The 21,170-nt window shown below is 63.6% G+C and carries 20 protein-coding genes; 11 read left to right on the top strand and 9 right to left on the bottom strand.

Translation table 11 applies throughout. The features are described 5' to 3' along the window. The first annotated feature begins 13 nt into the window (after nt 1-13). From purL to FFS37_RS05865, 5 genes are all read left to right on the top strand, one after another. Nucleotides 14-2,245, top strand: a complete 2,232-nt coding sequence (gene purL, locus FFS37_RS05885) for a phosphoribosylformylglycinamidine synthase subunit PurL (protein WP_137929995.1) — start codon at nt 14-16, stop codon at nt 2,243-2,245. Then, the gene (locus FFS37_RS05880) at nt 2,242-2,757 is read left to right on the top strand and encodes a hypothetical protein (RefSeq protein ID WP_137929994.1); all 516 of its coding nucleotides are present in this window, start codon (nt 2,242-2,244) and stop codon (nt 2,755-2,757) included. Before purL ends, FFS37_RS05880 begins: the two co-directional genes overlap by 4 nt. A 121-nt stretch (nt 2,758-2,878) precedes the next feature. Beyond that, the gene (locus FFS37_RS05875; RefSeq protein ID WP_056562227.1) at nt 2,879-3,112 is read left to right on the top strand and encodes a BolA/IbaG family iron-sulfur metabolism protein; all 234 of its coding nucleotides are present in this window, start codon (nt 2,879-2,881) and stop codon (nt 3,110-3,112) included. Between the two features lie 198 nt (nt 3,113-3,310). Beyond that, on the top strand, nt 3,311-3,646 hold the full coding sequence (gene grxD, locus FFS37_RS05870; protein ID WP_137929993.1) for a Grx4 family monothiol glutaredoxin: 336 nt from the start codon (nt 3,311-3,313) through the stop codon (nt 3,644-3,646). A gap of 204 nt (nt 3,647-3,850) precedes the next feature. After that, the gene (locus tag FFS37_RS05865) at nt 3,851-5,074 is read left to right on the top strand and encodes a multidrug effflux MFS transporter (protein ID WP_171026193.1); all 1,224 of its coding nucleotides are present in this window, start codon (nt 3,851-3,853) and stop codon (nt 5,072-5,074) included. 15 nt (nt 5,075-5,089) lie between these two features. Here the strand turns inward: FFS37_RS05865 and FFS37_RS05860 are convergent, their stop codons facing one another. The 3 genes from FFS37_RS05860 to rpsD form a co-directional block, all read right to left on the bottom strand. Continuing rightward, the gene (locus tag FFS37_RS05860) at nt 5,090-5,917 is read right to left on the bottom strand and encodes an inositol monophosphatase family protein (RefSeq protein WP_137929992.1); all 828 of its coding nucleotides are present in this window, start codon (nt 5,915-5,917) and stop codon (nt 5,090-5,092) included. Continuing rightward, nucleotides 5,907-6,794, bottom strand: a complete 888-nt coding sequence (gene ttcA / locus FFS37_RS05855; RefSeq protein WP_137929991.1) for a tRNA 2-thiocytidine(32) synthetase TtcA — start codon at nt 6,792-6,794, stop codon at nt 5,907-5,909. Before ttcA ends, FFS37_RS05860 begins: the two co-directional genes overlap by 11 nt. A 137-nt stretch (nt 6,795-6,931) precedes the next feature. Further along, entirely contained in the window at nt 6,932-7,549 is a 618-nt protein-coding gene (gene rpsD, locus FFS37_RS05850) for a 30S ribosomal protein S4 (protein ID WP_137929990.1), read from the bottom strand. A 375-nt stretch (nt 7,550-7,924) separates the two neighbouring features. Here rpsD and FFS37_RS05845 point away from each other — a divergent pair, with 375 nt between their 5' ends. Then, nucleotides 7,925-8,125 (top strand): hypothetical protein, encoded by a 201-nt coding sequence (locus tag FFS37_RS05845; protein WP_137929989.1) that lies wholly within the window; start codon nt 7,925-7,927, stop codon nt 8,123-8,125. A gap of 88 nt (nt 8,126-8,213) precedes the next feature. Here FFS37_RS05845 and FFS37_RS05840 read toward each other — a convergent pair whose 3' ends face one another. Then, a complete protein-coding gene (locus tag FFS37_RS05840) occupies nt 8,214-8,402 on the bottom strand; it encodes a DUF3008 family protein (protein ID WP_137929988.1) in 189 nt (62 codons plus the stop codon). 151 nt (nt 8,403-8,553) lie between these two features. Here FFS37_RS05840 and FFS37_RS05835 point away from each other — a divergent pair, with 151 nt between their 5' ends. Next, nucleotides 8,554-9,936 carry an RNB domain-containing ribonuclease gene (locus FFS37_RS05835; protein ID WP_137929987.1) on the top strand — a complete coding sequence of 461 codons (1,383 nt, stop codon included), beginning with the start codon at nt 8,554-8,556 and terminating at the stop codon, nt 9,934-9,936. Between the two features lie 17 nt (nt 9,937-9,953). Here FFS37_RS05835 and murI read toward each other — a convergent pair whose 3' ends face one another. Together murI and FFS37_RS05825 are read right to left on the bottom strand one after the other, a co-directional pair. Continuing rightward, entirely contained in the window at nt 9,954-10,742 is a 789-nt protein-coding gene (gene murI / locus FFS37_RS05830; protein ID WP_137929986.1) for a glutamate racemase, read from the bottom strand. After that, the gene (locus tag FFS37_RS05825) at nt 10,735-11,655 is read right to left on the bottom strand and encodes an RNA methyltransferase (RefSeq protein ID WP_137929985.1); all 921 of its coding nucleotides are present in this window, start codon (nt 11,653-11,655) and stop codon (nt 10,735-10,737) included. The genes murI and FFS37_RS05825 overlap by 8 nt, the downstream gene beginning before the upstream one ends. Nucleotides 11,656-11,867: 212 nt before the next feature. Between FFS37_RS05825 and FFS37_RS05820 the strand changes: the two genes are divergently transcribed. Then, nucleotides 11,868-13,079 (top strand): NADP-dependent isocitrate dehydrogenase, encoded by a 1,212-nt coding sequence (locus FFS37_RS05820; RefSeq protein ID WP_137929984.1) that lies wholly within the window; start codon nt 11,868-11,870, stop codon nt 13,077-13,079. Nucleotides 13,080-13,160: 81 nt separating this feature from the next. After that, entirely contained in the window at nt 13,161-13,787 is a 627-nt protein-coding gene (locus FFS37_RS05815) for a glutathione S-transferase family protein (RefSeq protein WP_137929983.1), read from the top strand. Nucleotides 13,788-13,923: 136 nt separating this feature from the next. Here the strand turns inward: FFS37_RS05815 and FFS37_RS05810 are convergent, their stop codons facing one another. The 3 genes from FFS37_RS05810 to recA form a co-directional block, all read right to left on the bottom strand. Next, entirely contained in the window at nt 13,924-14,775 is an 852-nt protein-coding gene (locus tag FFS37_RS05810) for an AraC family transcriptional regulator (protein ID WP_137929982.1), read from the bottom strand. A 129-nt stretch (nt 14,776-14,904) separates the two neighbouring features. Further along, on the bottom strand, nt 14,905-17,571 hold the full coding sequence (gene alaS / locus FFS37_RS05805; protein WP_137929981.1) for an alanine--tRNA ligase: 2,667 nt from the start codon (nt 17,569-17,571) through the stop codon (nt 14,905-14,907). 275 nt (nt 17,572-17,846) lie between these two features. Further along, nucleotides 17,847-18,947, bottom strand: a complete 1,101-nt coding sequence (gene recA / locus FFS37_RS05800) for a recombinase RecA (RefSeq protein WP_013895892.1) — start codon at nt 18,945-18,947, stop codon at nt 17,847-17,849. 279 nt (nt 18,948-19,226) lie between these two features. Between recA and FFS37_RS05795 the strand changes: the two genes are divergently transcribed. Further along, complete coding sequence (locus tag FFS37_RS05795; RefSeq protein ID WP_137929980.1) at nt 19,227-20,171, top strand: carbohydrate kinase family protein; 945 nt, start codon at nt 19,227-19,229, stop codon at nt 20,169-20,171. Nucleotides 20,172-20,247: 76 nt separating this feature from the next. Continuing rightward, the gene (locus FFS37_RS05790; RefSeq protein WP_137929979.1) at nt 20,248-21,165 is read left to right on the top strand and encodes a pseudouridine-5'-phosphate glycosidase; all 918 of its coding nucleotides are present in this window, start codon (nt 20,248-20,250) and stop codon (nt 21,163-21,165) included. Nucleotides 21,166-21,170 lie beyond the last annotated feature (5 nt).

The raw sequence follows: 21,170 nt of genomic DNA, 5'->3' as shown, positions 1-21,170 counted from the left end.
TACATCACCGCCCATGACCATTTCCAATTCCATGCCGATCACATCAGAGCTCATTGCCGCCCACGGGCTGAAGCCCGACGAGTATCAGCGCATCCTCGATCTGGTCGGGCGCGAGCCGAGCTTCACCGAACTCGGCATTTTTTCGGCGATGTGGAACGAACACTGCTCCTACAAATCCTCGAAGAAATGGCTGCGCACGCTGCCCACCACGGGTCCGCAGGTCATCCAGGGACCGGGCGAGAATGCAGGCGTGGTCGACATTGGCGACGGCGACTGCGTCGTCTTCAAGATGGAAAGCCACAACCATCCCTCCTTCATCGAGCCCTACCAGGGTGCCGCGACCGGTGTCGGCGGCATCCTGCGCGACGTCTTCACCATGGGTGCGCGGCCGATCGCGGCGATGAACGCGCTGCGCTTCGGTGCACCGGACCATCCCAAGACCAGGCATCTCGTGGCAGGCGTGGTTTCTGGCGTCGGCGGCTATGGCAATGCTTTCGGCGTGCCGACGGTCGGCGGCGAGGTCAATTTCGACGCCCGCTACAACGGTAACATCCTGGTCAACGCCTTCGCGGCTGGCCTGGCCAAGACCGATGCGATCTTCCTGTCGGAAGCCAAGGGCGTCGGCCTGCCGGTCGTCTATCTCGGCGCCAAGACAGGCCGCGACGGTGTCGGCGGCGCCACCATGGCGTCGGCCGAATTCGACGACAAGATCGACGAGAAGCGCCCGACCGTTCAGGTCGGCGACCCCTTCACCGAAAAGTGCCTGCTGGAAGCCTGCCTGGAGCTGATGGCCTCGGGCGCGGTCATCGCCATCCAGGACATGGGCGCGGCCGGCCTCACCTGTTCGGCAGTCGAGATGGGCGCCAAGGGCGACCTCGGCATCGAGCTCGATCTCGACAAGGTGCCGGTGCGCGAGGAGCGCATGAGCGCCTATGAGATGATGCTTTCGGAAAGCCAGGAGCGCATGCTGATGGTGCTGCGCCCCGAGAAAGAGAAGGAGGCCGAGGCGATCTTCCACAAATGGGGGCTCGACTTCGCCATCGTCGGCAAGACCACCGACGATTTGCGCTTCCGTGTCCTGCATCAGGGCGATCAGGTCGCCGACCTGCCGATCAAGGATCTCGGCGACAAGGCCCCGGAATACGACCGTCCCTGGATCGAGCCCAAGAAGCCGGCGCCGCTGGCCGCCAACGACGTCCCGCATGCGGATGTCGCCGATGCGCTGCTGAAGCTGCTCGGCGGACCCGATCTGTCCTCGCGCCGCTGGGTATGGGAGCAGTATGACACGCTGATCCAGGGCAATTCGCTGCAACTTCCCGGTGGCGACGCCGGCGTCGTGCGGGTCGAGGGCCATGCCTCCAAGGCGCTGGCCTTCTCATCCGATGTGACGCCGCGCTACTGCGAGGCCGATCCCTATGAGGGCGGCAAGCAGGCCGTCGCCGAATGCTGGCGCAACCTGACCGCCACCGGCGCCCTGCCGCTGGCCGCCACCGACAACCTCAATTTCGGCAATCCCGAGCGCCCCGAAATCATGGGTCAGCTGGTCGGTGCGGTGAAAGGCATCGGCGATGCCTGCCGCGCGCTCGGCTTCCCGATCGTGTCGGGCAATGTCTCGCTCTACAATGAGACCAACGGCCAAGGCATCCTGCCGACGCCGACCATAGGCGGCGTCGGCCTGATACCGGACTGGTCGAAGATGGTGCGTATCGGTTTCGCCGCCGAGGGCCAGATGATCCTGCTGGTGGGGGCGCCCGCCGCCTGGGGAACGCATCTTGGCCAGTCGGTCTATATGCGCGACGTCCATGGCCGCACCGACGGCCCTCCGCCGCCCGTCGACCTGGAGCATGAGAAACGCGTCGGCGACCATGTGCGCTCGCTGATCGCTTCCGGCATCGTCACGGCGGCGCACGACGTTTCAGACGGCGGCATCGCTGTCGCCCTGGCCGAAATGGCGATGGCGTCCGGCATCGGCGCGACCGTTCCCGGACTTGTCGGCACCGATCCGATCCCCGTCTGGTTCGGCGAGGACCAGGGCCGTTACCTCTTGACGCTTTCCATTGACCCCCATGGTCAGGAATGGGACGCCATCCGCAAGCAGCAGGGCGAACTCGGCATTTTCGCGCCGTGGATCGGCTCGACCGGTGGTGACGCGCTGAAGCTCGGCGACGCCAGGGCAATCGCGGTCAGCGACCTGACCGCCGCGCATGAAGGCTGGTTCCCCCGCTTCATGGATCAGGCCAATTGAACGCACTGGCCGTCCGGGCGCTGCTCGCAGTTGTTTTCTGGCCGTCGTTCTTCTTCTTCTGGTGCCTGGGCCCGTTCGTCTTCTTCTTGCTGTCGACGACGTCGAGCCAGGTTTGCCCGCTTCTCGAAAGACGGGAGCAGTTCCTGGCCATGGCAAACGCCACGCTGCCGATGCTCGCCCTGCAGAACCTCATCTATGCCATTCCGATCATCTGCCTGGTGCTTTGGAGCCGAATTCTGCCGGAACCGGCGCGCGCGAAGCGGATCGTCACCTGCATCAAGCTTTTCCTCGCCGCGGCTGTCGTGGGCGCGCTGTGGGAATATGGTTCCTCGCTTATCTGCGATGGCTATGGCCAACCATTCTTCTCATCCGCCTGGGAGATGACGAGCTATCTGCCGATCGTCAATCTGGCGCTCAACATTCCGCTTTATGTACTGGTCTTCAGCCTTGGCCACGCCTTTTCGACGCGCGAGGATGATCCGATGCAGGACCAGGGCGACGCCAGCATCTGACCCTCAAATCGGACCGGGCCGGACGGAACCGCTTCAATCCGAGCGGGAAAGGCTCTAGGCTTACCCGACTCTCATCGCACGGGCCGCAGCGACGCCGCCCGCCCGACACAGGAATTACAGAATGGCAATGGACGCCCGCGACATCGAGAAACTGATCAAGGACGGCATTCCGGATGCACGGGTGACGATCCGCGACCTCGCCGGCGATGGCGACCATTACGCGGCGGAAGTGGTGGCCGAGAGCTTTCGTGGAAAAAGCCGCGTCCAGCAGCACCAGATGGTCTATGACGCGCTGAAGGGTAATATGGGCGGCGTGTTGCACGCGCTGGCGCTGCAGACCAGCGTTCCGGACTAGGCATTTCCACGCCCATGGGGCGCGTGGCCCGCCGCAGCGGACAGCAAGGATTGCACGATTGGCTCGCTTGGCCCAAACCGGCCCATTGTTTGCGCCATTTGGGCGCTGGCGCGGCTAATGTCTTGTTTCGGGCAACCTATGGGTTTATCTGAAAGACATGCTTCGAGCCTGACTCCCACAGGCGTGAAAGGATCGTCCATGAGCGGCATCAACGACTACATCGACAATGAAGTGAAGAGCAACGACGTCGTCCTTTTCATGAAGGGCACGCCCGGCTTCCCGCAGTGCGGCTTTTCCGGCCAGGTCGTCCAGATTCTCGACTATATCGGCGCCGACTACAAAGGCGTGAACGTTCTGGATTCGGCTGAACTGCGCCAGGGCATCAAGGACTATTCCAACTGGCCGACCATCCCGCAGCTCTACGTCAAGGGCGAATTCGTCGGCGGCTGTGACATCGTGCGCGAAATGTTCCAGGCCGGCGAATTGCAGGACTTCCTGGTCGAGAAGGGCGTCGGCGTCAAAGGCGCTGCCTGATTTAAGATTGGGCACGCGCTGAGCGCATGCCCTGAGCATCCGAGGCCGCCCCACCTCGGCAATTCATGTCCCGATACGGGACCGAGACGAGCCAATGCGCCGGCCCGCCGGCGCATTTTCGTTTGAGAGATCGGACTTGCCGTGGACCAGCAATCGACAGCGCAGCAACGGGCGAGCGCCCTGCCCCAGGCAAGCAAACTGCCCATTCCGCGCTGGGAATTCATCGCGCTCTGCGCGGCGCTGATGGCGCTGAATTCGCTGGCTATCGACATCATGCTGCCGGCGCTGCAGCAAATCGGCGCCTCGCTCGGCGTCGAGAGCGAAAACCACCGCCAGTATGTCATCACCGCCTATATGCTCGGTTTCGGCGGAGGGCAGCTTTTCTTCGGGCCGATCTCGGACCGGTTCGGGCGTCGTGCGCCGCTGGTCTTCGGCCTGATCGTCTATGTCGCCGCCGCGGCAGCCGCCGCCATTGCGCCGAGTTTCGCGATCCTGCTCACCTGCCGGCTCGTCCAGGGTTTCGGCGCCGCCGCGACACGCGTCATCGCCGTCTCGATCGTGCGTGACACATTCGAAGGGCGACGCATGGCCGAGGTCATGTCGCTGATCTTCATGGTCTTCATGGCGATCCCGGTCGTGGCGCCTGGCATCGGCCAGCTCATCATGCTGTTTGCCAGCTGGCACTGGATCTTCGTGGCCATGGCCGTCGGCGCGCTTGTCATATCGGCCTGGTCGCTGCTGCGCCTGCCGGAGACGCTGCATCCGGAATATCGCCGGCCGCTGACGGTAGCCTCTGTCGTCGAGGGCTTTCGCATCGTGCTCACCAATCGCCTCACGCTTTGCTATGCCTTTGCCAGCACATTCATCTTCGCGGCGATGTTCGGCTTCATCAGTTCGGCACAGCAGATCTATGTCGACATCTTCCATGTCGGCGAACTGTTCCCCGTCATCTTCGCCGGCGTCGCCGGTGTGCTCGCCTTCTCGAACTACCTCAATTCGCGGCTGGTCGGACGGATCGGCATGCGCCGCCTGTCACAGGGCGCGCTGCTCGTGTTCCTCTGCATCAGCCTTGCCTGGCTGGTGGTCTCGCTCGAAATGAAGATGCCACTCTGGCTGTTCATCACCTTCTTTGCCGGCGCGATGTTGCCGTTCGGCGGCCTGGGCGCGAATTTCAATGCGCTCGCCATGGAGCCTCTCGGTGAGCTCGCCGGCACGGCCGCATCCATACTGGGCTTCATGCAGACCTTCCTCGGTGCCATCATCGGCGCGCTGATCGGCCAGGCCTTCAACGGCACCGTGACACCGCTTGCCGCGGGCTTCTGCAGCGTCTCGGTTGCGGCGCTGCTGATGATCCTTATTGCCGAGCGGGGCAAGATGTTCCAGCCGCACAACCCACCCGTATCAGGGCATGTCACCGACCTGCATTGAGCTTCGCCGTCGGGCCTATTCCGCCCACAGCTCGCGACGCAGCTCCAGCCAGCTCTCCTTGTCGGGCGCCACCAGCAGGCCACCGCCGACATGCGAGGGCAGATAGGCGCTGCCGTCGAAGCGCGCCGCATGACCGCCGGCCTCGGCATGGATCAGCGCGCCGGCGAGATGATCCCAGGGCATGAGCTTGTTGTAGACGACGAAATGGCCATGGCCGCTGGCAAGCAACCTGTATTCGTGGGCGGCACAGCGGTAGTTGAACTGCGACAGCGTCTTGGTCTGGTTGCAGGCCAGGCGGGTGCGGTCGGGCTCGGCCATGTATTGCCAGGAGACGGCGCCCGTCATCTGCGAGATCGGCGCCGGCGCGGCGACCTTCACCTTCTCGATGGCGCCATGTGCATGGCGGATGTGGCTGCCGGCGCCCTTGGCGCCAATCAGCCAATCCTTGCCCACGGGATCATGGATGATGCCGGCAACCGTCTCGCCCTTGACCACCACGCCGAGCATGACGCCGAACAGCGGCACGCCGGAGGCGAAATTGAAGGTGCCGTCGACCGGATCGATGACGAAAGCAAGATCGGCGTCGCCCAGGCCATCGAGCAGTGCCGGATTGTCGGAACAGGCTTCCTCGCCCACGACCATGGCCGAGGGATAACGCTGACGTAGCCTGGCGGTGATCAGCCGCTCGGCGTTGACGTCCGCTTCCGTCACCAGGTCGGCGGCCGAGGTTTTCTGTCTGATGTCGCCATCGCCCAGCCGGCGAAAGCGGGGCATGATCTCGGTATCCGCCGCCTCGGCCAGCAAGCCGGCCAGCCAGTCGATCGCAGTCTCGTCAAATGTCATCGGAAGCGTCTTGTCCTGTCATGAGTGTGTCGTTCAGGGCGGCGAAATCGAACAGTTTTCGGTCGAGCAGGTGCGACGGCCTGGTGTTGGAAAGCGCACGGATCATCGTGTCCTTGCGGCCGGGCATGCGTCTTTCGATGTCTTCCAGCATGGCCTTCATGGCGTTGCGCTGAAGCCCTTCCTGGCTGCCGCAGAGATCGCACGGGATGATCGGGAACCGCATCGCAGTGGCGAATTTCTCGAGGTCGATCTCGGCGCAGTAGCTCAGCGGGCGAAGCACCATGACATCGCCCTCGTCGTTAAGCAGCTTTGGCGGCATGGCGGCGAGGCGGCCGCCGTGGAACAGGTTCATGAAGAACGTCTCGAGAATGTCCTCGCGATGATGGCCGAGGACCAGCGCCGAACACCCCTCCTCGCGCGCGATGCGGTAGAGATGGCCGCGCCGCAGCCGAGAGCAGAGGGAGCAATAGGTGCTGCCCTGCGGCAGCTTGTCGGTGACCACCGAATAGGTGTCCTGGTATTCGATGCGGTGCGCGATGCCGTTGGCGTTCAGATAATCCGGCAGGATGTGCTTGGGAAAATTCGGCTGGCCCTGGTCGAGGTTGCAAGCCAGCAATTCGACCGGCAGCAGGCCGCGCCATTTGAGATCCAGCAAGAGGGCCAGAAGACCGTATGAGTCCTTGCCGCCCGACAGCGCCACCAGCCAGCGCTGGCCCGGCTCCACCATCGAGAAATCCTCGATCGCCTGGCGCGTGAGACGCAAGAGCCGCTTGCGCAGTTTGTTGAACTCGACCGAGGACGGCACCGCAGCGAATAGCGGGTGGCAGCCGCCTTCCTCGACCGGTTCAAGCATCTCGACGTCTGGCAGCATGTTCATGGCACGGCGGCCCCAGGGTGTGACTTGCGCCCGGATTAGCGCATCGGCCGGAAAATCGAAACGGCAAAGCGGATACGCCAAACAAAAAGGCCGCCTCGACGGGCGGCCTTTCCATGATATCGCAAGAAGCGTTTCGCTTAGCGCGAATAGAATTCGACGACCAGGTTCGGCTCCATCTGCACGGCGAACGGAACGTCCGACAGGCCGGGGATGCGCGAGAAGGTCGCGACCATCTTGTTGTGATCGGCTTCGATGTAATCCGGCACGTCGCGCTCGGCGAGCGCAACCGATTCCAGCACGATCACCAACTGCTTCGACTTTTCGCGCACTTCGACGACATCGCCCGGCTTGCAACGGTACGAGCCGATGTTGACGCGCTTGCCGTTGACGTTGACGTGGCCGTGGTTGACGAACTGGCGAGCGGCGAAAATGGTCGGCACGAACTTGGCGCGGTAGACGACCGCATCCAGACGCGACTCGAGCAGGCCGATCAGGTTCTCGGAGGTATCGCCCTTGCGGCGGTCGGCCTCTTCATAGACCTTGCGGAACTGCTTTTCCGAAACGTCGCCGTAGTGACCCTTCAGCTTCTGCTTGGCGCGCAGCTGCAGGCCGAAGTCGGAAAGCTTGCCCTTGCGGCGCTGGCCGTGCTGGCCGGGGCCGTATTCACGCTTGTTGACCGGGGACTTCGGGCGGCCCCAGATGTTTTCGCCGAGACGGCGGTCGATCTTGTATTTCGCGGATTCGCGCTTGCTCATCGCATTCCCTTTTCAAAACAATACACCCGAACCCTCGTGGTCCGGGTGAAGGAAACGCGCCCTCCTCTGGCCTCCGTTTTCGAGACCTGACAGGGTTCTCCCACGCAACGCGGCGGAAAACCCACGGGACACGTCAGTTCAAACAAGACCGGAAACGGTTGAAGCAGCCGGCCTTGCGCATACAAAACAAACACCGGACATCGCTGCCCGGCGTTGGTGGGGTGGTTAAACCGAGATTTGGCCGGTGTCAAGCTTGTGAATGGCACCCCTAAACGCAACGCTATAGCTTTCGGAGCGTTGAGCCGATGCCGGATGTGGCGGGAGGTTTGCGCCAACGGCACCAGAAGGGACTGGAGCTAGAGGAGTTCAATCCAAATGAAGACGTTCTTCCTTACCCTGGCAGGCGCCGCAGTGCTCGCCGGATCTATGGCGGTCGCCCCTGAACCGGCGATGGCACGGCATTGGCACGGACACAAGCAGGTCTGCCGCATCGTCCAGGTAAAGAGATATGTCTGGCGTCACGGCCACCGCACGGTGGTCATCCGCAAGGTGCGGCGCTGCCACTGGGTCAAATAGCTGGTATCCCGCACATGAACCCCGAAAGGCCCACGACATTTTCGTGGGCCTTTCGACATTACCCGCACAATGCGCCCCGGCGAAAAGCTCAGTGGCTGGACTTCTTGTCTGGCAGTCCCTTGCGCTTGGTCTCGGCGAAGTCCTCAAGCTGCTTTTCGCTCATGGAGTCGTACATCTCGCGCGATGCGCCTTTCAATTCGCTCTTCTTCGTCTCGCCGCGCTTGGCGGAAAGTGCCGCACCGGCGGCTTTCTGCTGGGCTTTCGAGGTAGCAGGCATTGCGGTTCTCCCTTTCTGTGAGGAGAAACGTCGCGCTTTGGCGACAGTTCCAGTGCCGCGTGCTCTGTTCCGGTTCACGTGGCACCTGCCCTGCGATACGATTTTCATGGACAGCCTTCCCGTCTCCCAGGCGCCAGTGTAGGACGACTGCATGAAGTCGCTGACCGACCCTTCCCAAGCGCTCTCCACCGGCCTGGCGAAAATCCGCACCGAATTCCACGTGCCTGATGGATTTCCGGCAGACGTCATGGCGGCGGCGGACGCGGCGGCCAGACGTGTGCCGAACCAGCATGCCGATCGAACCGATATGCCCTTTGTCACGCTCGATCCGGCGGCCTCCACCGATCTCGACCAGGCGTTCTCGATCGAATCCAGCGGCGCCGATCTTCTGCTGCACTATGCCATTGCCGATGTGGCCTGGTTCGTCGGGGACGGCGACGCGATCGATCGCGAAGCCTGGGCGCGGGGCGAGACCTTCTATCTGCCGGACGGCAAGGCCGGGCTCTACCCGCCGGTAATTGCCGAAGGCGCGGCGAGCCTGCTGCCCGACGGACCACACCCGGCGGTGATCTTCACGGTTCGGGTCGCGCAGGACGGCGCGGCGACATTGGATGGCGCGGAGCGAGCCATCATCAAGAGCCGCGCGAAGCTCGCCTATGACAGCGTGCAACCCGCCGACGTGCCGGCCGGCTTCGCCGAAATGGCGCGGCGCGTGGCGGCGAACGAACAGGCTCGCGGCGCTTCGCGTGTCGACCCGCCCGAGCAAGAGGTGGAAAGGCTGGCCGATGGCACATTCCAGCTTTCGTTCAGGCCGATCCTTCAATCCGAGCAAGACAATGCAGCGCTTTCACTGGCTGCCAACATGGCGATTGCCGACGCCATGTTGGCGCACCATACCGGCCTGTTCCGGGTGATGTCGGGGCCAGATGCCTTCAAGGTGCAGAGACTGCGCAACGCAGCACAGGCGCTCGGGCTGTCCTGGCCGGCCTCCGCCAGCCTGCGCGACTATCAGCGGACCCTTGATCCGGCCGATCCGCGACAGGCAGCCCTGATGCTGGAGATCCGCCATGCAGGCCAGGGCGCGTCGTATCAGCCCTACAAGGAGGGCGTTGTTCCCTGGCATGAGGCGATGGCGGCGACCTATGCCCATGCGACCGCGCCCCTCAGGCGGCTGGCCGATCGCTACGTCGTGCGCTGCGCCCTGGCAATCGCCAACGGCCAGCCGGTGCCGCAGGCCGTAACCGATGCGTTCGCCGGATTGCCGAAGGTGATGGGGCGTGCGGACAGCCGCGCCGCGCAGATCAACCACGCGGCCATCGACCTTGCCGAGGCGGTGATGCTCAGGGATCGCGTAGGGGAGACGTTCAAGGCCGCTGTGACGGACATCGTCGACCAAGGGGTTCGCGTCCAGCTTGCCGACATGCCTGTCGTTGCCACGGTCAAAGCCTCCGGGGTCAGACAGGGCGACGGTCTGACGCTGAAGCTTGTGTCGGCCGATCCGGATCAGCGAAGCATCGTCTTCGAGACTGCCTGAGCGACGGGCATTTCCCGTCAGCGAACCGACAGTCCAAAACCCTGCATCAGCCGGCTAACGGCGAAATCCGCCTTGCCCGAGGTGAAGACGGCCATGTCGGGTTCGCTTTGCCGCCGCGGGCCGTCGATTGGCGGCAGCAGCGACAGCGCGCGCCGGGCAATCGCCTCGGCCGGATCGATCCAGTCGACCGGCCAGGGCGCGGTCTTGCGCATGCGGTTTACGAGAAAAGGATAGTGGGTGCAGGCGAGCACGACGATGTCCGTGCGCTGCCCGTCACGCTCCATGAAGCATGGCGTGATCTCGGCGCGCACGGCCTCTTCGTCGACGAAGCCCTCGCGCATGTAGGCTTCGGCAAGCCCCGCCAGCCTGTCGCTGCCGACCAGGCGGACATGGCATTTCTGCGCCCATTTGCTGATCAGATCGCGCGTGTACTGACGTTTTACCGTTCCCGGTGTCGCCAGCACGGACACAAGGCCGGAGCGCGTGCGTTCCGCCGCAGGCTTGACCGCCGGCACGGTGCCGACAAAGGGATGGCCGGGAAAGGCCTCGCGTAGCGCGTCGATCACCAGCGTGGAGGCGGTGTTGCACGCGATGACCGAAATGGCCGGCGTAAACCGCTCCAGCAGCTTGGCGAACAGCGCGAGTATGTGGGTACGCAGCGCCGGCTCTTCCCAGGCGCCGAAGGGGAAAGCCGCATCGTCGGCGACATAGATGAAGCGCCGGTCCGGCATCAACACCCGGGCCTCGCGCAACACGGTCAGGCCGCCGACGCCGGAATCGAACATCAGGATCGGCTGGTCAGTCATTGTCGGTTCCCTTGCCACCCAGCGGCGGCGCATCCTCGTCGTCACCGGCGGGCGGATGCGCTGTCTTGCGATCGGCTTCCGCCTTGTCCGTACGCGCGGCGGCGGGAAGCCGCCGCGGATCATCGCCCGGTGAGCCATCGCCGCGTGGCATCGCCGGCGAAAACCTGTCGAGCGAGGAGATGATGCCGCGCAGGACCTTCAATTCCGGCTCGGCGAAACCAGCCCGCGTCAGCACGGCGCGCAGATTGTCTACCATCTTCGGTTTCTTGGCCGCCGGGCGGAAATAGCCGCGGGCTTCGAGCGCGCCTTCCAGATAGCCGAACAGGCTGTGCAGTTGCTCTTTGGTCGCCGGGACCAGTTCGGGGCCGGCGAAGTTGGTCTGCGTCTCGTCCTCAAGGCCGGACTTCATCCATTCATAGGACATCAGCAGCACGGCCTGAGCGATGTTGAGAGAGGAAAAGCCCGGATCGACCGGGAAGGTCACGATCTCGTCGGCGAGGCCGACCTCTTCATTATAAAGGCCGAAGCGTTCGCGACCGAACAGAATGCCCGTGCGCAGGCCGGCCTGGGAGCGCGCCCTGAGCGCCCTGCCCGCTTCGACCGGCCCGCGTACCTGCTTGAACCCGTCGCGCTCGCGCGCCGTGGTGGCAAAGACGAAATTGAGGTCGGCGATCGCCGAAGCGAGATCGTCGAAAACGCTGACGGTATCGATGACGTGATCGGCACGGCTGGCGGCGGCGCGCGCCTTCTCGTTCGGCCAGCCGTCGCGCGGGTTGACCAGGCGCAGTTCGACCAGGCCGAAATTGGCCATGGCGCGTGCGACCATGCCGATGTTCTCGCCAAGCTGCGGCTCGACGAGGATGATGGCCGGACCTGCGGCTGGGTGGGTGGCGGTATCTTCGATGACTGGCATGATTGTCAATGAACTGCTGTTTGCGGCATTTCAGCGTCCCCTGCCATATTCGGCCGCGAAAATGAAGCATTCGCAAATGACGGCAGCCATCGCCTCACTTCGTGACCGATCGCCGTTTGCGTGGCCAAAAGCGCTTTGATATACGGGCGCATCCCCCGGCCGACGCCACGCGGGCAAGGCCGTCCCATTCCCAGCAACGAGGCATTCTTTCCATGGCGAAGATCAAGGTGGCGAACCCGGTCGTCGAACTCGACGGCGACGAGATGACCCGCATCATCTGGCAGTTCATCAAGGACAAGCTGATCCACCCTTATCTCGACCTGAAGCTTGAATATTACGACCTCGGCATCGAGCACCGCGACGCCACCAACGACCAGGTGACGATCGATTCGGCCAACGCCATCAAGAAGTATGGCGTCGGCGTCAAATGCGCGACCATCACCCCCGACGAGCAGCGCGTCGAGGAGTTCAAGCTGAAGAAGATGTGGAAGTCGCCGAACGGCACGATCCGCAACATCCTCGGCGGCACCATCTTCCGCGAACCGATCATCATGAAGAACGTGCCGCGCCTGGTGCCCGGCTGGACTAAGCCGATCATCGTCGGCCGCCATGCCTTCGGCGACCAGTACCGCGCCACGGATTTCCGCTTCCCCGGCAAGGGCAAGCTGACGATCAAGTTCGTCGGCGAGGATGGCCAGGTCATCGAGCATGACGTGTTCGACGCACCCGGCGCCGGCGTCGCCATGGCGATGTACAATCTCGATGAGTCGATCCGCGAGTTTGCCCGGGCGTCGCTGAACTACGGCCTGCTGCGCAACTATCCGGTCTATCTCTCGACCAAGAACACAATCCTGAAAGCCTATGACGGCCGCTTCAAGGACATTTTCCAGGAAGTCTACGAGGCTGAGTTCGAGGCGGAATTCAAGGCAAAGAAGATCTGGTACGAGCACCGCCTGATCGACGACATGGTGGCCTCCGCCCTGAAATGGTCGGGCGGCTATGTCTGGGCCTGCAAGAACTATGACGGCGACGTGCAGTCCGACACGGTGGCGCAGGGCTTTGGCTCGCTCGGCCTGATGACCTCGGTGCTGATGACGCCGGACGGCAAGACGGTGGAAGCCGAAGCCGCGCACGGTACCGTGACCCGCCACTATCGCCAGCACCAGAAGGGCGAGGAAACCTCGACCAATTCGATCGCTTCGATCTTCGCCTGGACGCGTGGCCTCGCCCACCGCGCCAAGCTCGACGACAACGCCGAATTGAAGCGCTTCGCCGACACACTGGAGAAAGTCTGTATCCAGACCGTCGAGAGCGGCTTCATGACCAAGGACCTGTCGCTTCTGATCGGCCCCGACCAGCCCTGGCTGTCGACCACCGGCTTCCTCGACAAAATCGACGAGAATTTGCAGAAGGCGATGGGGTAATCTCAATCTCTGATATACCGAAGGCTCCGCAAGGAGCCTTCTTCTTTTGGTGGAAGATCAGCGCAACGAAGGGCCTCTTCGATGACCAAGCGAGTCCTCTATGGCGCCGACTACAGCGTCTATGTCCGCATCGCGCGGATGGCGCTTGAGGAGAAAGGCGTCGATTACGAACTCGTGCCTCTCGACATCTTTGCCACTGACGGCATTCCCAGCTGGTATCTGGAGCACCATCCCTTCGGCCGCATCCCGGCTTTCGAACATGACGGTTTTCGCCTGTTCGAGACCAATGCCATCGCACGCTACATCGACGAAGCCTTCGACGGCCCTGCCCTCCAGCCGGCAGATGCGCGCGGCCGCGCCAGGATGAGCCAGATCATCTGCATGCTCGACGCCTATGGCTACCGCGCGATGGTCTGGGACGTTGCGGTGGAGCGACTGGAGAAGGCCAAGCCGGATGAGGGCCTGATCGCAAGCGGCCTGGACCAGGCGGGGAAGTTGCTAAAGGTCATGACGTCGTTGAAGCCGGATGGACCCTGGCTGCTTGGCGGTCAGCTGACGCTGGCGGACCTGCACACAGCGCCGATCATCAGCTATTTCGTCAAGGTTCCGGAAGGGCGCGATCTTCTGGCGCGCTTCACGGAGATTTGGGATTGGTATGCCCGCATCTCCGCCCGTGCGAGCTTTGTGCGCACTGAAAAGGCCGGCTGAGCCACAGGTCCAGGTGCCTACCGGCACGAGTAAAGAGCCGCAGATTTCCGCGGCTCTTCCTGATTCATACCATGGACAAGTCAGAGGGCCCGGCTCGACGCCACCGCGACGGAATCCGCCGCAGGACGCTCCGGCGCTACGCCAGCGGCATGTGGATTTCGGTCAACAATTCCGTCGGCGCAACTTCTCGCGGATTGTTGAGATATTCCTCGAACATGACGCTGTCCCGCAACCGGCGCCCGGATTTCGGCAGCCATTCGGCATAAAGCCACTCATAGGCCTTGTGCATGTTGGCGTAAGGTCCCTTGTGGCGCAGGACCGCGTAGTCGCCGCCCTCGATTGTCCTGCTTTCAAGCGGCTGGGCAACCGGCAAACCGGCCTTAGCGGTGACGCAAGCGTATGAGCGCAGGTCGTCGGCCGCGACGATGTCGGGATCGTCGAGATAAATGCCGATCATGCGCATGTCGGGACGAGCAAGCCCGCGTGCATAGAGCGCGCCGAAGAGTTGCTCGAAAGCCTTGCCGATCTGCATGTAGGAGCCTGAATGGGCAACGCCGGCAAGATGCGTTTGCGGGATCTGGCGAATGGAAACATCGAACATGGAGGAAGCCTTTCCTTGATAGCTTGTGTCAAAGTTCCTGTGGCTTCCTTCCTTCCGATAGCGTGCCGGCGGCATGCCGTAGACCGATCTGAAGATACGGTTGAACGATTGGACATTGGGATAGCCAAATCGTCTTGCAATGTTGCTGACGGACAGATCCGTCGCGACGATCTCGCCGGCCGCCCGATGCAGCCGTAGTCGCTTGACCGTGGCCGCTAGCGTCTCGCCATAGATAGCGCGATAGATCCGATGCCAGTGATAGCTCGACAGGCAGGCGATTTCGGCAAGCCGATCCATGTCGAGCTCCTCATCGAGATGCTCGTGGATGTAGTTCAGAACCTTGCTCAGGCGCGTCTCGTAGACCGCCCATGCCGTATCGCCGTTCATGTCGCGCTTTCTTTGCAATCGATCAGCCGGACGAAACCATAGTCCGATTTGACAAATCCTGCTGACTTGCGGCGGCCGGGCGAACGGCAAAAGGTCCTTTGATGCGGGCCTTTTACAAGTAACCGGCGATCAGGCCGCCTCCAGCGCCGCCCTGACCGCGGCGATCGCGTCATTGGCCTTCGACGCATCCGGACCGCCGGCCTGCGCCATGTCTGGCCGGCCGCCGCCGCCCTGCCCGCCCAGTGCGGCGGAGGCAACGCGCACCAGATCGACCGCGCTGAAACGGCCGACCAGATCATCGGTGACGGCCACAACGACGCTCGCCTTGTTGTCCTCACCGGCGCCGACGAAAACGACGACGCCCGAGCCGAGCGAGGTCTTGCCGGCATCGGCGAGCGGCTTCAGGTCCTTCGGCGAGACGCCCGAGACCGACTTGCCGAGGAAGCCGACGCCCGCGACCACCTCGTTCTCCTGGGCAGCGCCGGCGGCCGAGCCGCCGCCGAGCGCCAGCTTCTTGCGGGCTTCGCTTAGTTCCTTTTCGAGCTTCTTGCGCTCCTCAAGCAAAGCTTCGACGCGCGCCGGCACATCGGCAGGCGAAATTTTCAGCGTTGCGGCAGCCGCTTTCAGGCGCCGGTCCTGCTCATCGAGGTGCCTGCGCGCCGCCTCGCCGGTCAGCGCCTCGATGCGGCGAACGCCGGCGGCGACCCCGCCATCCGAGACGATGCGCACGAGGCCGATGTCGCCGGTCGACCGGACATGCGTGCCGCCGCAGAGCTCCACCGAATAGGGCCGGTTCGCCTTGGCGCCATGCAGGCCGGTGCCCATCGAGACGACGCGCACCTCGTCACCATACTTCTCGCCGAACAGCGCCATGGCGCCCTCGGCGATGGCATCGTCGACCGACATCAGGCGTGTTGTCACCGGGCTGTTCTGGACGACGATCTCGTTGGCCATGCGCTCGACCTCTTCGAGTTCCTCGGCCGAGATCGGCTTGTTGTGCGAGATGTCGAAACGCAGGCGCTCGGGCGCGACCAGCGAGCCCTTCTGCGCGACATGGGTGCCCAGCACCTCGCGCAACGCCTCATGGATCAGATGCGTCGCGGAGTGATTGGCGCGCAGCCGGGTCCGCCTGGCATGATCGACCTTCAGTTCGACAGCTGCACCCGTCTTGACTGTACCGCTCGCCACCTTGCCGAGATGCACGAAAAGGCCATCGGCCTTCTTCTGCGTATCGGAAATCTCGATCGAGAAGCCGTCGCCGGAAATGACGCCGGTGTCGCCCATCTGGCCGCCGGATTCACCATAGAACGGCGTCTGGTTGACGACGACCGCGACGGCCTCGCCCTTGCTGGCGCTGTCGACGGTCTTGCCGTCCTTGACCAATGCCTGGATGAGGCCTTCCGCCTGTTCGGTCTCATAGCCGAGGAACTCGGTCGCGCCGGCCTTTTCGCGCACCGGGAACCAGACCGTCTCGGTGGCGGCTTCGCCGGAACCGGCCCAATGCTTGCGCGCCTCGGCCTTCTGCTGCTCCATCGCATTGGTGAAGCCGGCGAGATCGACCGAGATGCTGCGCTGGCGCAGTGCATCCTGCGTCAGGTCGAGCGGGAAGCCGTAGGTGTCGTAGAGCTTGAAGGCCGTCTCGCCATCCAGCATGTCGCCGGCGTGCAGCGTTTCCGTCGCCTCCGAGAGCAGGCCGAGGCCGCGCACCAGCGTCTTGCGGAACCTCGTTTCCTCGAGCTTCAGTGTCTCTGATATCAACTGTTCGCCGCGCAGCAGTTCTGGATAGGCCTGGCCCATCTCGCGCAACAGCGCCGGCACCAGCTTCCACATCAGCGGCTCGTTCGCACCGAGCAACTGCGCGTGACGCATGGCGCGACGCATGATGCGGCGCAGCACATAGCCGCGGCCTTCGTTCGACGGCAAAACACCGTCGGCCACCAGGAAGGACGACGACCGCAGATGATCGGCGATCACGCGGTAGGACGCCACCGTCTCCGCGTCCGGGGCGCGCCCGAGCGCCGAGGACGCAGCGTCGATCAGGTGGCGGAACAGGTCGGTCTCGAAGACGCTTTCAACCCCCTGCAGGATGGACGCCATGCGCTCCAGGCCCATGCCGGTGTCGATGGACGGGCGCGGCAGGTCGATGCGCTCTTCCTTCGTCACCTGTTCATATTGCATGAACACCAGGTTCCAGAATTCGAGGAAGCGGTCGCCATCCTCTTCCGGGCTGCCGGGAGGCCCGCCCCAGATATGGTCGCCGCGATCGATGAATATCTCCGAGCATGGCCCGCACGGGCCGGTGTCGCCCATCGCCCAGAAATTGTCCGAGGTCGGGATGCGGATGATGCGATCGTCGGAGAAACCGGCAATCTTCTTCCAGTAGCCGGCCGCCTCGTCGTCCGTGTGGTAGACGGTGACCAGCAGCTTGTCCTTCTTCAACCCGAACTCTTTGGTGATCAGGTTCCAGGCAAGCTCGATGGCGCGCTCCTTGAAGTAGTCGCCGAAGGAGAAATTGCCGAGCATCTCGAAGAAGGTGAGATGGCGGGCGGTATAGCCGACATTGTCGAGATCGTTGTGCTTGCCGCCGGCGCGAACACTTTTCTGCGCGGTGGTGGCGCGCGAATAGGAGCGCTTCTCCAGTCCGGTGAAGACGTTCTTGAACTGCACCATGCCGGCATTGGTGAACATCAAGGTCGGATCGTTGCGCGGCACGAGCGGGCTCGAGGCCACGACCTCGTGGCCCTCCTTGCGGAAATAGTCGAGGAATGTCGACCGGATCTCGTTCACGCCACTCATGACTGCTGCCTTTTCGAGAGGGCCGCCGGCCGGACCGGCGGAAAATGGGCTTTTGTATTTTAGAAGATGGACTGGCCTTTTAGCCGTAGCTCTTGAGCCTGTCCAGAAACACGGAATTGGGCCAATCCGTAGGGTACACCGGCCTTCGCACGGGGCCACAAACGCAAACCGCCGGCACGAGGCCGGCGGTCTGTACGCAATACTTGAGAACGCTATTACATAAGCACAAGGACATAAACCCGGATTATGGCCGAACTCCGGCCACTGCCCGGCTGCTACATGGCGCCGGCTTCGTCCTCAAAACCGTCGTCGCCATTGCCCTCGGAGCCACCATTTTCGAGGAATTTCTCGGCGATCAGACCGGCATTCTGCCTCAGCGCCAGTTCGATCTCGCGTGCGGTATCGGGATTGTCGCGCAGGAACAGTTTTGCATTCTCGCGGCCCTGGCCGAGGCGCTGCGAATTGTAGGAGAACCAGGCGCCAGACTTCTCGACCACGCCGGCCTTGACGCCGAGGTCGACCAGTTCGCCGGTCTTCGACACGCCTTCGCCATACATGATGTCGAACTCGACCACCTTGAAGGGCGGCGCCAGCTTGTTCTTGACCACCTTGACCCGGGTCTGGTTGCCGACGACCTCGTCGCGATCCTTGACCGAGCCGATGCGGCGGATGTCGAGGCGCACCGAAGCGTAGAATTTCAGTGCGTTGCCGCCGGTCGTGGTTTCGGGCGAACCGAACATGACGCCGATCTTCATGCGTATCTGGTTGATGAAGATGACCATGGTGTTGGAGCGCGAGATCGAGGCGGTCAGCTTGCGCAGCGCCTGGCTCATCAGGCGGGCCTGCAGACCCGGCAACGAATCGCCCATCTCGCCTTCGATTTCGGCGCGCGGCGTCAGTGCGGCGACCGAATCGACCACCAGCACGTCGATGGCTCCGGAACGCACCAGCGTGTCGCAGATTTCCAGTGCCTGCTCGCCAGTGTCGGGCTGCGAGATCAGCAGGTTTTCCAAATCGACGCCGAGCTTGCGGGCATAGACCGGATCAAGCGCGTGCTCGGCATCGACGAAGGCGCAGATGCCGCCCTTCTTCTGGGCTTCCGCCACCGTGTGCAGCGCCAGCGTCGTCTTGCCCGAGCTTTCCGGCCCGTAAATCTCGATGATGCGGCCGCGCGGCAGGCCACCGACGCCAAGCGCGATGTCGAGGCCGAGCGAGCCGGTCGGCACCGTCTCGATCTCGACGACCTGCTCGTTGGCGCCGAGCCGCATGATCGAGCCCTTGCCGAAAGCCCGCTCGATTTGCGACAGAGCCGCATCCAGAGCCTTTGATTTGTCCACTGCCTTGTCCTCTACAAGCCGCAAAGAATTCTGAGCCATGATACATCACCCCTTGGTCGTCAATGAAGGCCGGACAATCCGTAATCCCTGCCAATTTGTACCTTTTTTGTTCTCATTTGGCAAGAGGCGCCAATATATTGAATTCCAATCATTATCGCGATTTGTTCTTTTTTTGTCTCATGCATCGGGGCAGGAGCAAGGCGGCCATTGGGCCAAGCGCCGTTTGTCATCATCCGCCGAATCGCCATCCCGGATGCGAAGATCTGTCGTGCGGCTTGACGCTTGTGCGACCCCGACAACACAGGTCATAACGCCGCCATGGTGACATCGGCAAAGATACTGGCCCTGGGCGGCGCCCATATAGACCGGCGCGGCCAGGTGTCCGGCGCCTATGTGCCGGCCGCCTCCAATCCCGGCACGATGCGGGAGGATGTCGGCGGCGGCGTCTTCAATGCGCTGCGCAGCACGGTGCGCCGCGGGGTTGCGGCTTCCCTGCTCTCGGTGCGCGGCGGCGACGCCGCGGGCGACACCGTTTCACGCGCCATTGCGGAAGCGGGCATCGCCGACCTGTCGGCGGTGTTTCTGGACCGCACCACGCCAAGCTATACCGCGCTGATCGACCGCGAGGGCGAACTCATCGTCGGCTTCGCCGACATGGCGCTTTACGATCTGGCGTTCCCCAAGCAGATGAGGCGATCCAAGATGCGCGAGGCGGTGGCTGCCGCCGACGCCATTCTGTGCGACGCCAATCTGCCGTCCAGCGCTCTCGAGCGGCTGTTGGCGCTCGCCGCCGGCAAGCCGGTTTTCGCCATTGCGATTTCGCCCGCCAAAGTGGTCCGGCTGATCCCGGTGCTCGGCGCGTTGTCGCTGCTCTTCATGAACCGGCGCGAGGCCGTCGTGCTGGCCGGCGTCAGCGCGAGCGCCGGCGCGCGCGAGACGATCGACGGATTGCGATGCAGCGGCCTTGCCGGCGGCGTGGTCACGGCGGGCAGCGGGCCGGTGCTGGGCTTCGATGAGGCCGGTGCCTTCTCGATCCAGCCACCCGCCCCCAGAAGGGTCAGTGACGTCACCGGCGCGGGTGATGCGCTGGCCGGCGCGACGGTCGCGGCGCTGTTGCGCGGCCTGCCGCTGCGGCAGGCCTTGCGCGAAGGCGTCGCCGCGGCGACGCTGGCGATCGAAAGCGCCAACGCCGTGCCCGATTTCACCGCCGCGAACTTCGCGGAAGCGCTGGCCCTTGTGCCCGATGCCAGGGAAGTGGCATGAGACCGGCAAAATCATAGTGCCGCGGTGAGGCCTGCGCGTCCGGATGGATGCACGGCGCCGCGGATTGGAGACCCACATGACGCCTGAAACCGCCCGTCCCTTCATCGACATCCATGCGCCCGTGGCGCAGGCGCTGGCCGCCGGCCGACCGGTTGTGGCGCTGGAAAGCACCATCATCACCCATGGCATGCCCTATCCCGACAATGGCGCCATGGCGGCGAACGTCGAGAAGATCATTGGCGACGGCGGCGCGGTGCCGGCGACGATCGCCATGGTCGGCGGGCGCATCAAGATCGGCCTGTCCGACGGCGAGCGCGAATCGCTGGCCATGACCGGCGACGCCATGAAGCTGTCGCGCGCCGATCTCGGCTTCGCCGTCGCGCAAGGCCGCACCGGTGGCACCACGGTCGCCGCGACGATGATCGCGGCTGAAATGGTCGGAATCAAGGTGTTCGCCACCGGCGGCATAGGCGGCGTGCACAAGGGTGCAGAGAAGAGCTTCGATATCTCGGCCGACCTCGATGAACTGGCGCGCACCCCGGTCATCGTCGTCTCGGCCGGCGCCAAGGCGATCCTCGACATCGAAAAGACGCTGGAAGTGCTGGAAACGCGCGGCGTACCCGTGATCGGCCATGGCTGCGAGACCATGCCGGCCTTCTGGTCCAGGCAGTCGCCCTTCCGCGCGCCGCTGACCTTGCACAAGCCGCAAGACATCGCCCATTTCTACAAGACGCGGGCCGCACTCGGTCTTGGCGGCGGCATTCTGATCGCCAACCCCGTCCCGGAAGACCAGGAGATCCCGGCCGCGGAGATGGCCGGCTACATCGAAGCCGCGCAAAAGGCCGCCGAGACGCTCAACGTCACCGGCAAGGCGGTGACGCCGTTCCTGCTGGCGAAAATCCTCGAACTCACCGGCGGCCGGAGCCTCAAGACCAACATCGCGCTGGTGGAAAACAATGCGCGGCTGGCGGCCGAGATCGCCAAGGCGCTGTAGGCAGG

It is taken from the genome of Mesorhizobium comanense, from assembly GCF_005503535.1.
GTDB classification, from domain to species: Bacteria; Pseudomonadota; Alphaproteobacteria; order Rhizobiales; family Rhizobiaceae; genus Mesorhizobium; species Mesorhizobium comanense.
Note: the sequence above shows the minus strand (reverse complement) of the source record. Positions and strands in the feature narration are given on the sequence as shown.

Bases quoted from the DNA above. Each gene is read 5' to 3' on its own strand.
- FFS37_RS05820 (WP_137929984.1), top strand. From the start codon at position 11,868: ATGGCGAAGATCAAGGTGGCGAACCCGGTCGTCGAACTCGACGGCGAC.
- FFS37_RS05835 (WP_137929987.1), top strand. From the start codon at position 8,554: ATGAAGTCGCTGACCGACCCTTCCCAAGCGCTCTCCACCGGCCTGGCG.
- FFS37_RS05860 (WP_137929992.1), bottom strand. From the start codon at position 5,917: ATGACATTTGACGAGACTGCGATCGACTGGCTGGCCGGCTTGCTGGCC.
- alaS (WP_137929981.1), bottom strand. From the start codon at position 17,571: ATGAGTGGCGTGAACGAGATCCGGTCGACATTCCTCGACTATTTCCGC.
- FFS37_RS05815 (WP_137929983.1), top strand. From the start codon at position 13,161: ATGACCAAGCGAGTCCTCTATGGCGCCGACTACAGCGTCTATGTCCGC.
- FFS37_RS05875 (WP_056562227.1), top strand. From the start codon at position 2,879: ATGGCAATGGACGCCCGCGACATCGAGAAACTGATCAAGGACGGCATT.
- FFS37_RS05790 (WP_137929979.1), top strand. From the start codon at position 20,248: ATGACGCCTGAAACCGCCCGTCCCTTCATCGACATCCATGCGCCCGTG.
- FFS37_RS05825 (WP_137929985.1), bottom strand. From the start codon at position 11,655: ATGCCAGTCATCGAAGATACCGCCACCCACCCAGCCGCAGGTCCGGCC.
- FFS37_RS05845 (WP_137929989.1), top strand. From the start codon at position 7,925: ATGAAGACGTTCTTCCTTACCCTGGCAGGCGCCGCAGTGCTCGCCGGA.
- FFS37_RS05795 (WP_137929980.1), top strand. From the start codon at position 19,227: ATGGTGACATCGGCAAAGATACTGGCCCTGGGCGGCGCCCATATAGAC.
- grxD (WP_137929993.1), top strand. From the start codon at position 3,311: ATGAGCGGCATCAACGACTACATCGACAATGAAGTGAAGAGCAACGAC.
- FFS37_RS05810 (WP_137929982.1), bottom strand. From the start codon at position 14,775: ATGAACGGCGATACGGCATGGGCGGTCTACGAGACGCGCCTGAGCAAG.
- rpsD (WP_137929990.1), bottom strand. From the start codon at position 7,549: ATGAGCAAGCGCGAATCCGCGAAATACAAGATCGACCGCCGTCTCGGC.
- FFS37_RS05840 (WP_137929988.1), bottom strand. From the start codon at position 8,402: ATGCCTGCTACCTCGAAAGCCCAGCAGAAAGCCGCCGGTGCGGCACTT.
- purL (WP_137929995.1), top strand. From the start codon at position 14: ATGACCATTTCCAATTCCATGCCGATCACATCAGAGCTCATTGCCGCC.
- ttcA (WP_137929991.1), bottom strand. From the start codon at position 6,794: ATGAACATGCTGCCAGACGTCGAGATGCTTGAACCGGTCGAGGAAGGC.
- recA (WP_013895892.1), bottom strand. From the start codon at position 18,947: ATGGCTCAGAATTCTTTGCGGCTTGTAGAGGACAAGGCAGTGGACAAA.
- murI (WP_137929986.1), bottom strand. From the start codon at position 10,742: ATGACTGACCAGCCGATCCTGATGTTCGATTCCGGCGTCGGCGGCCTG.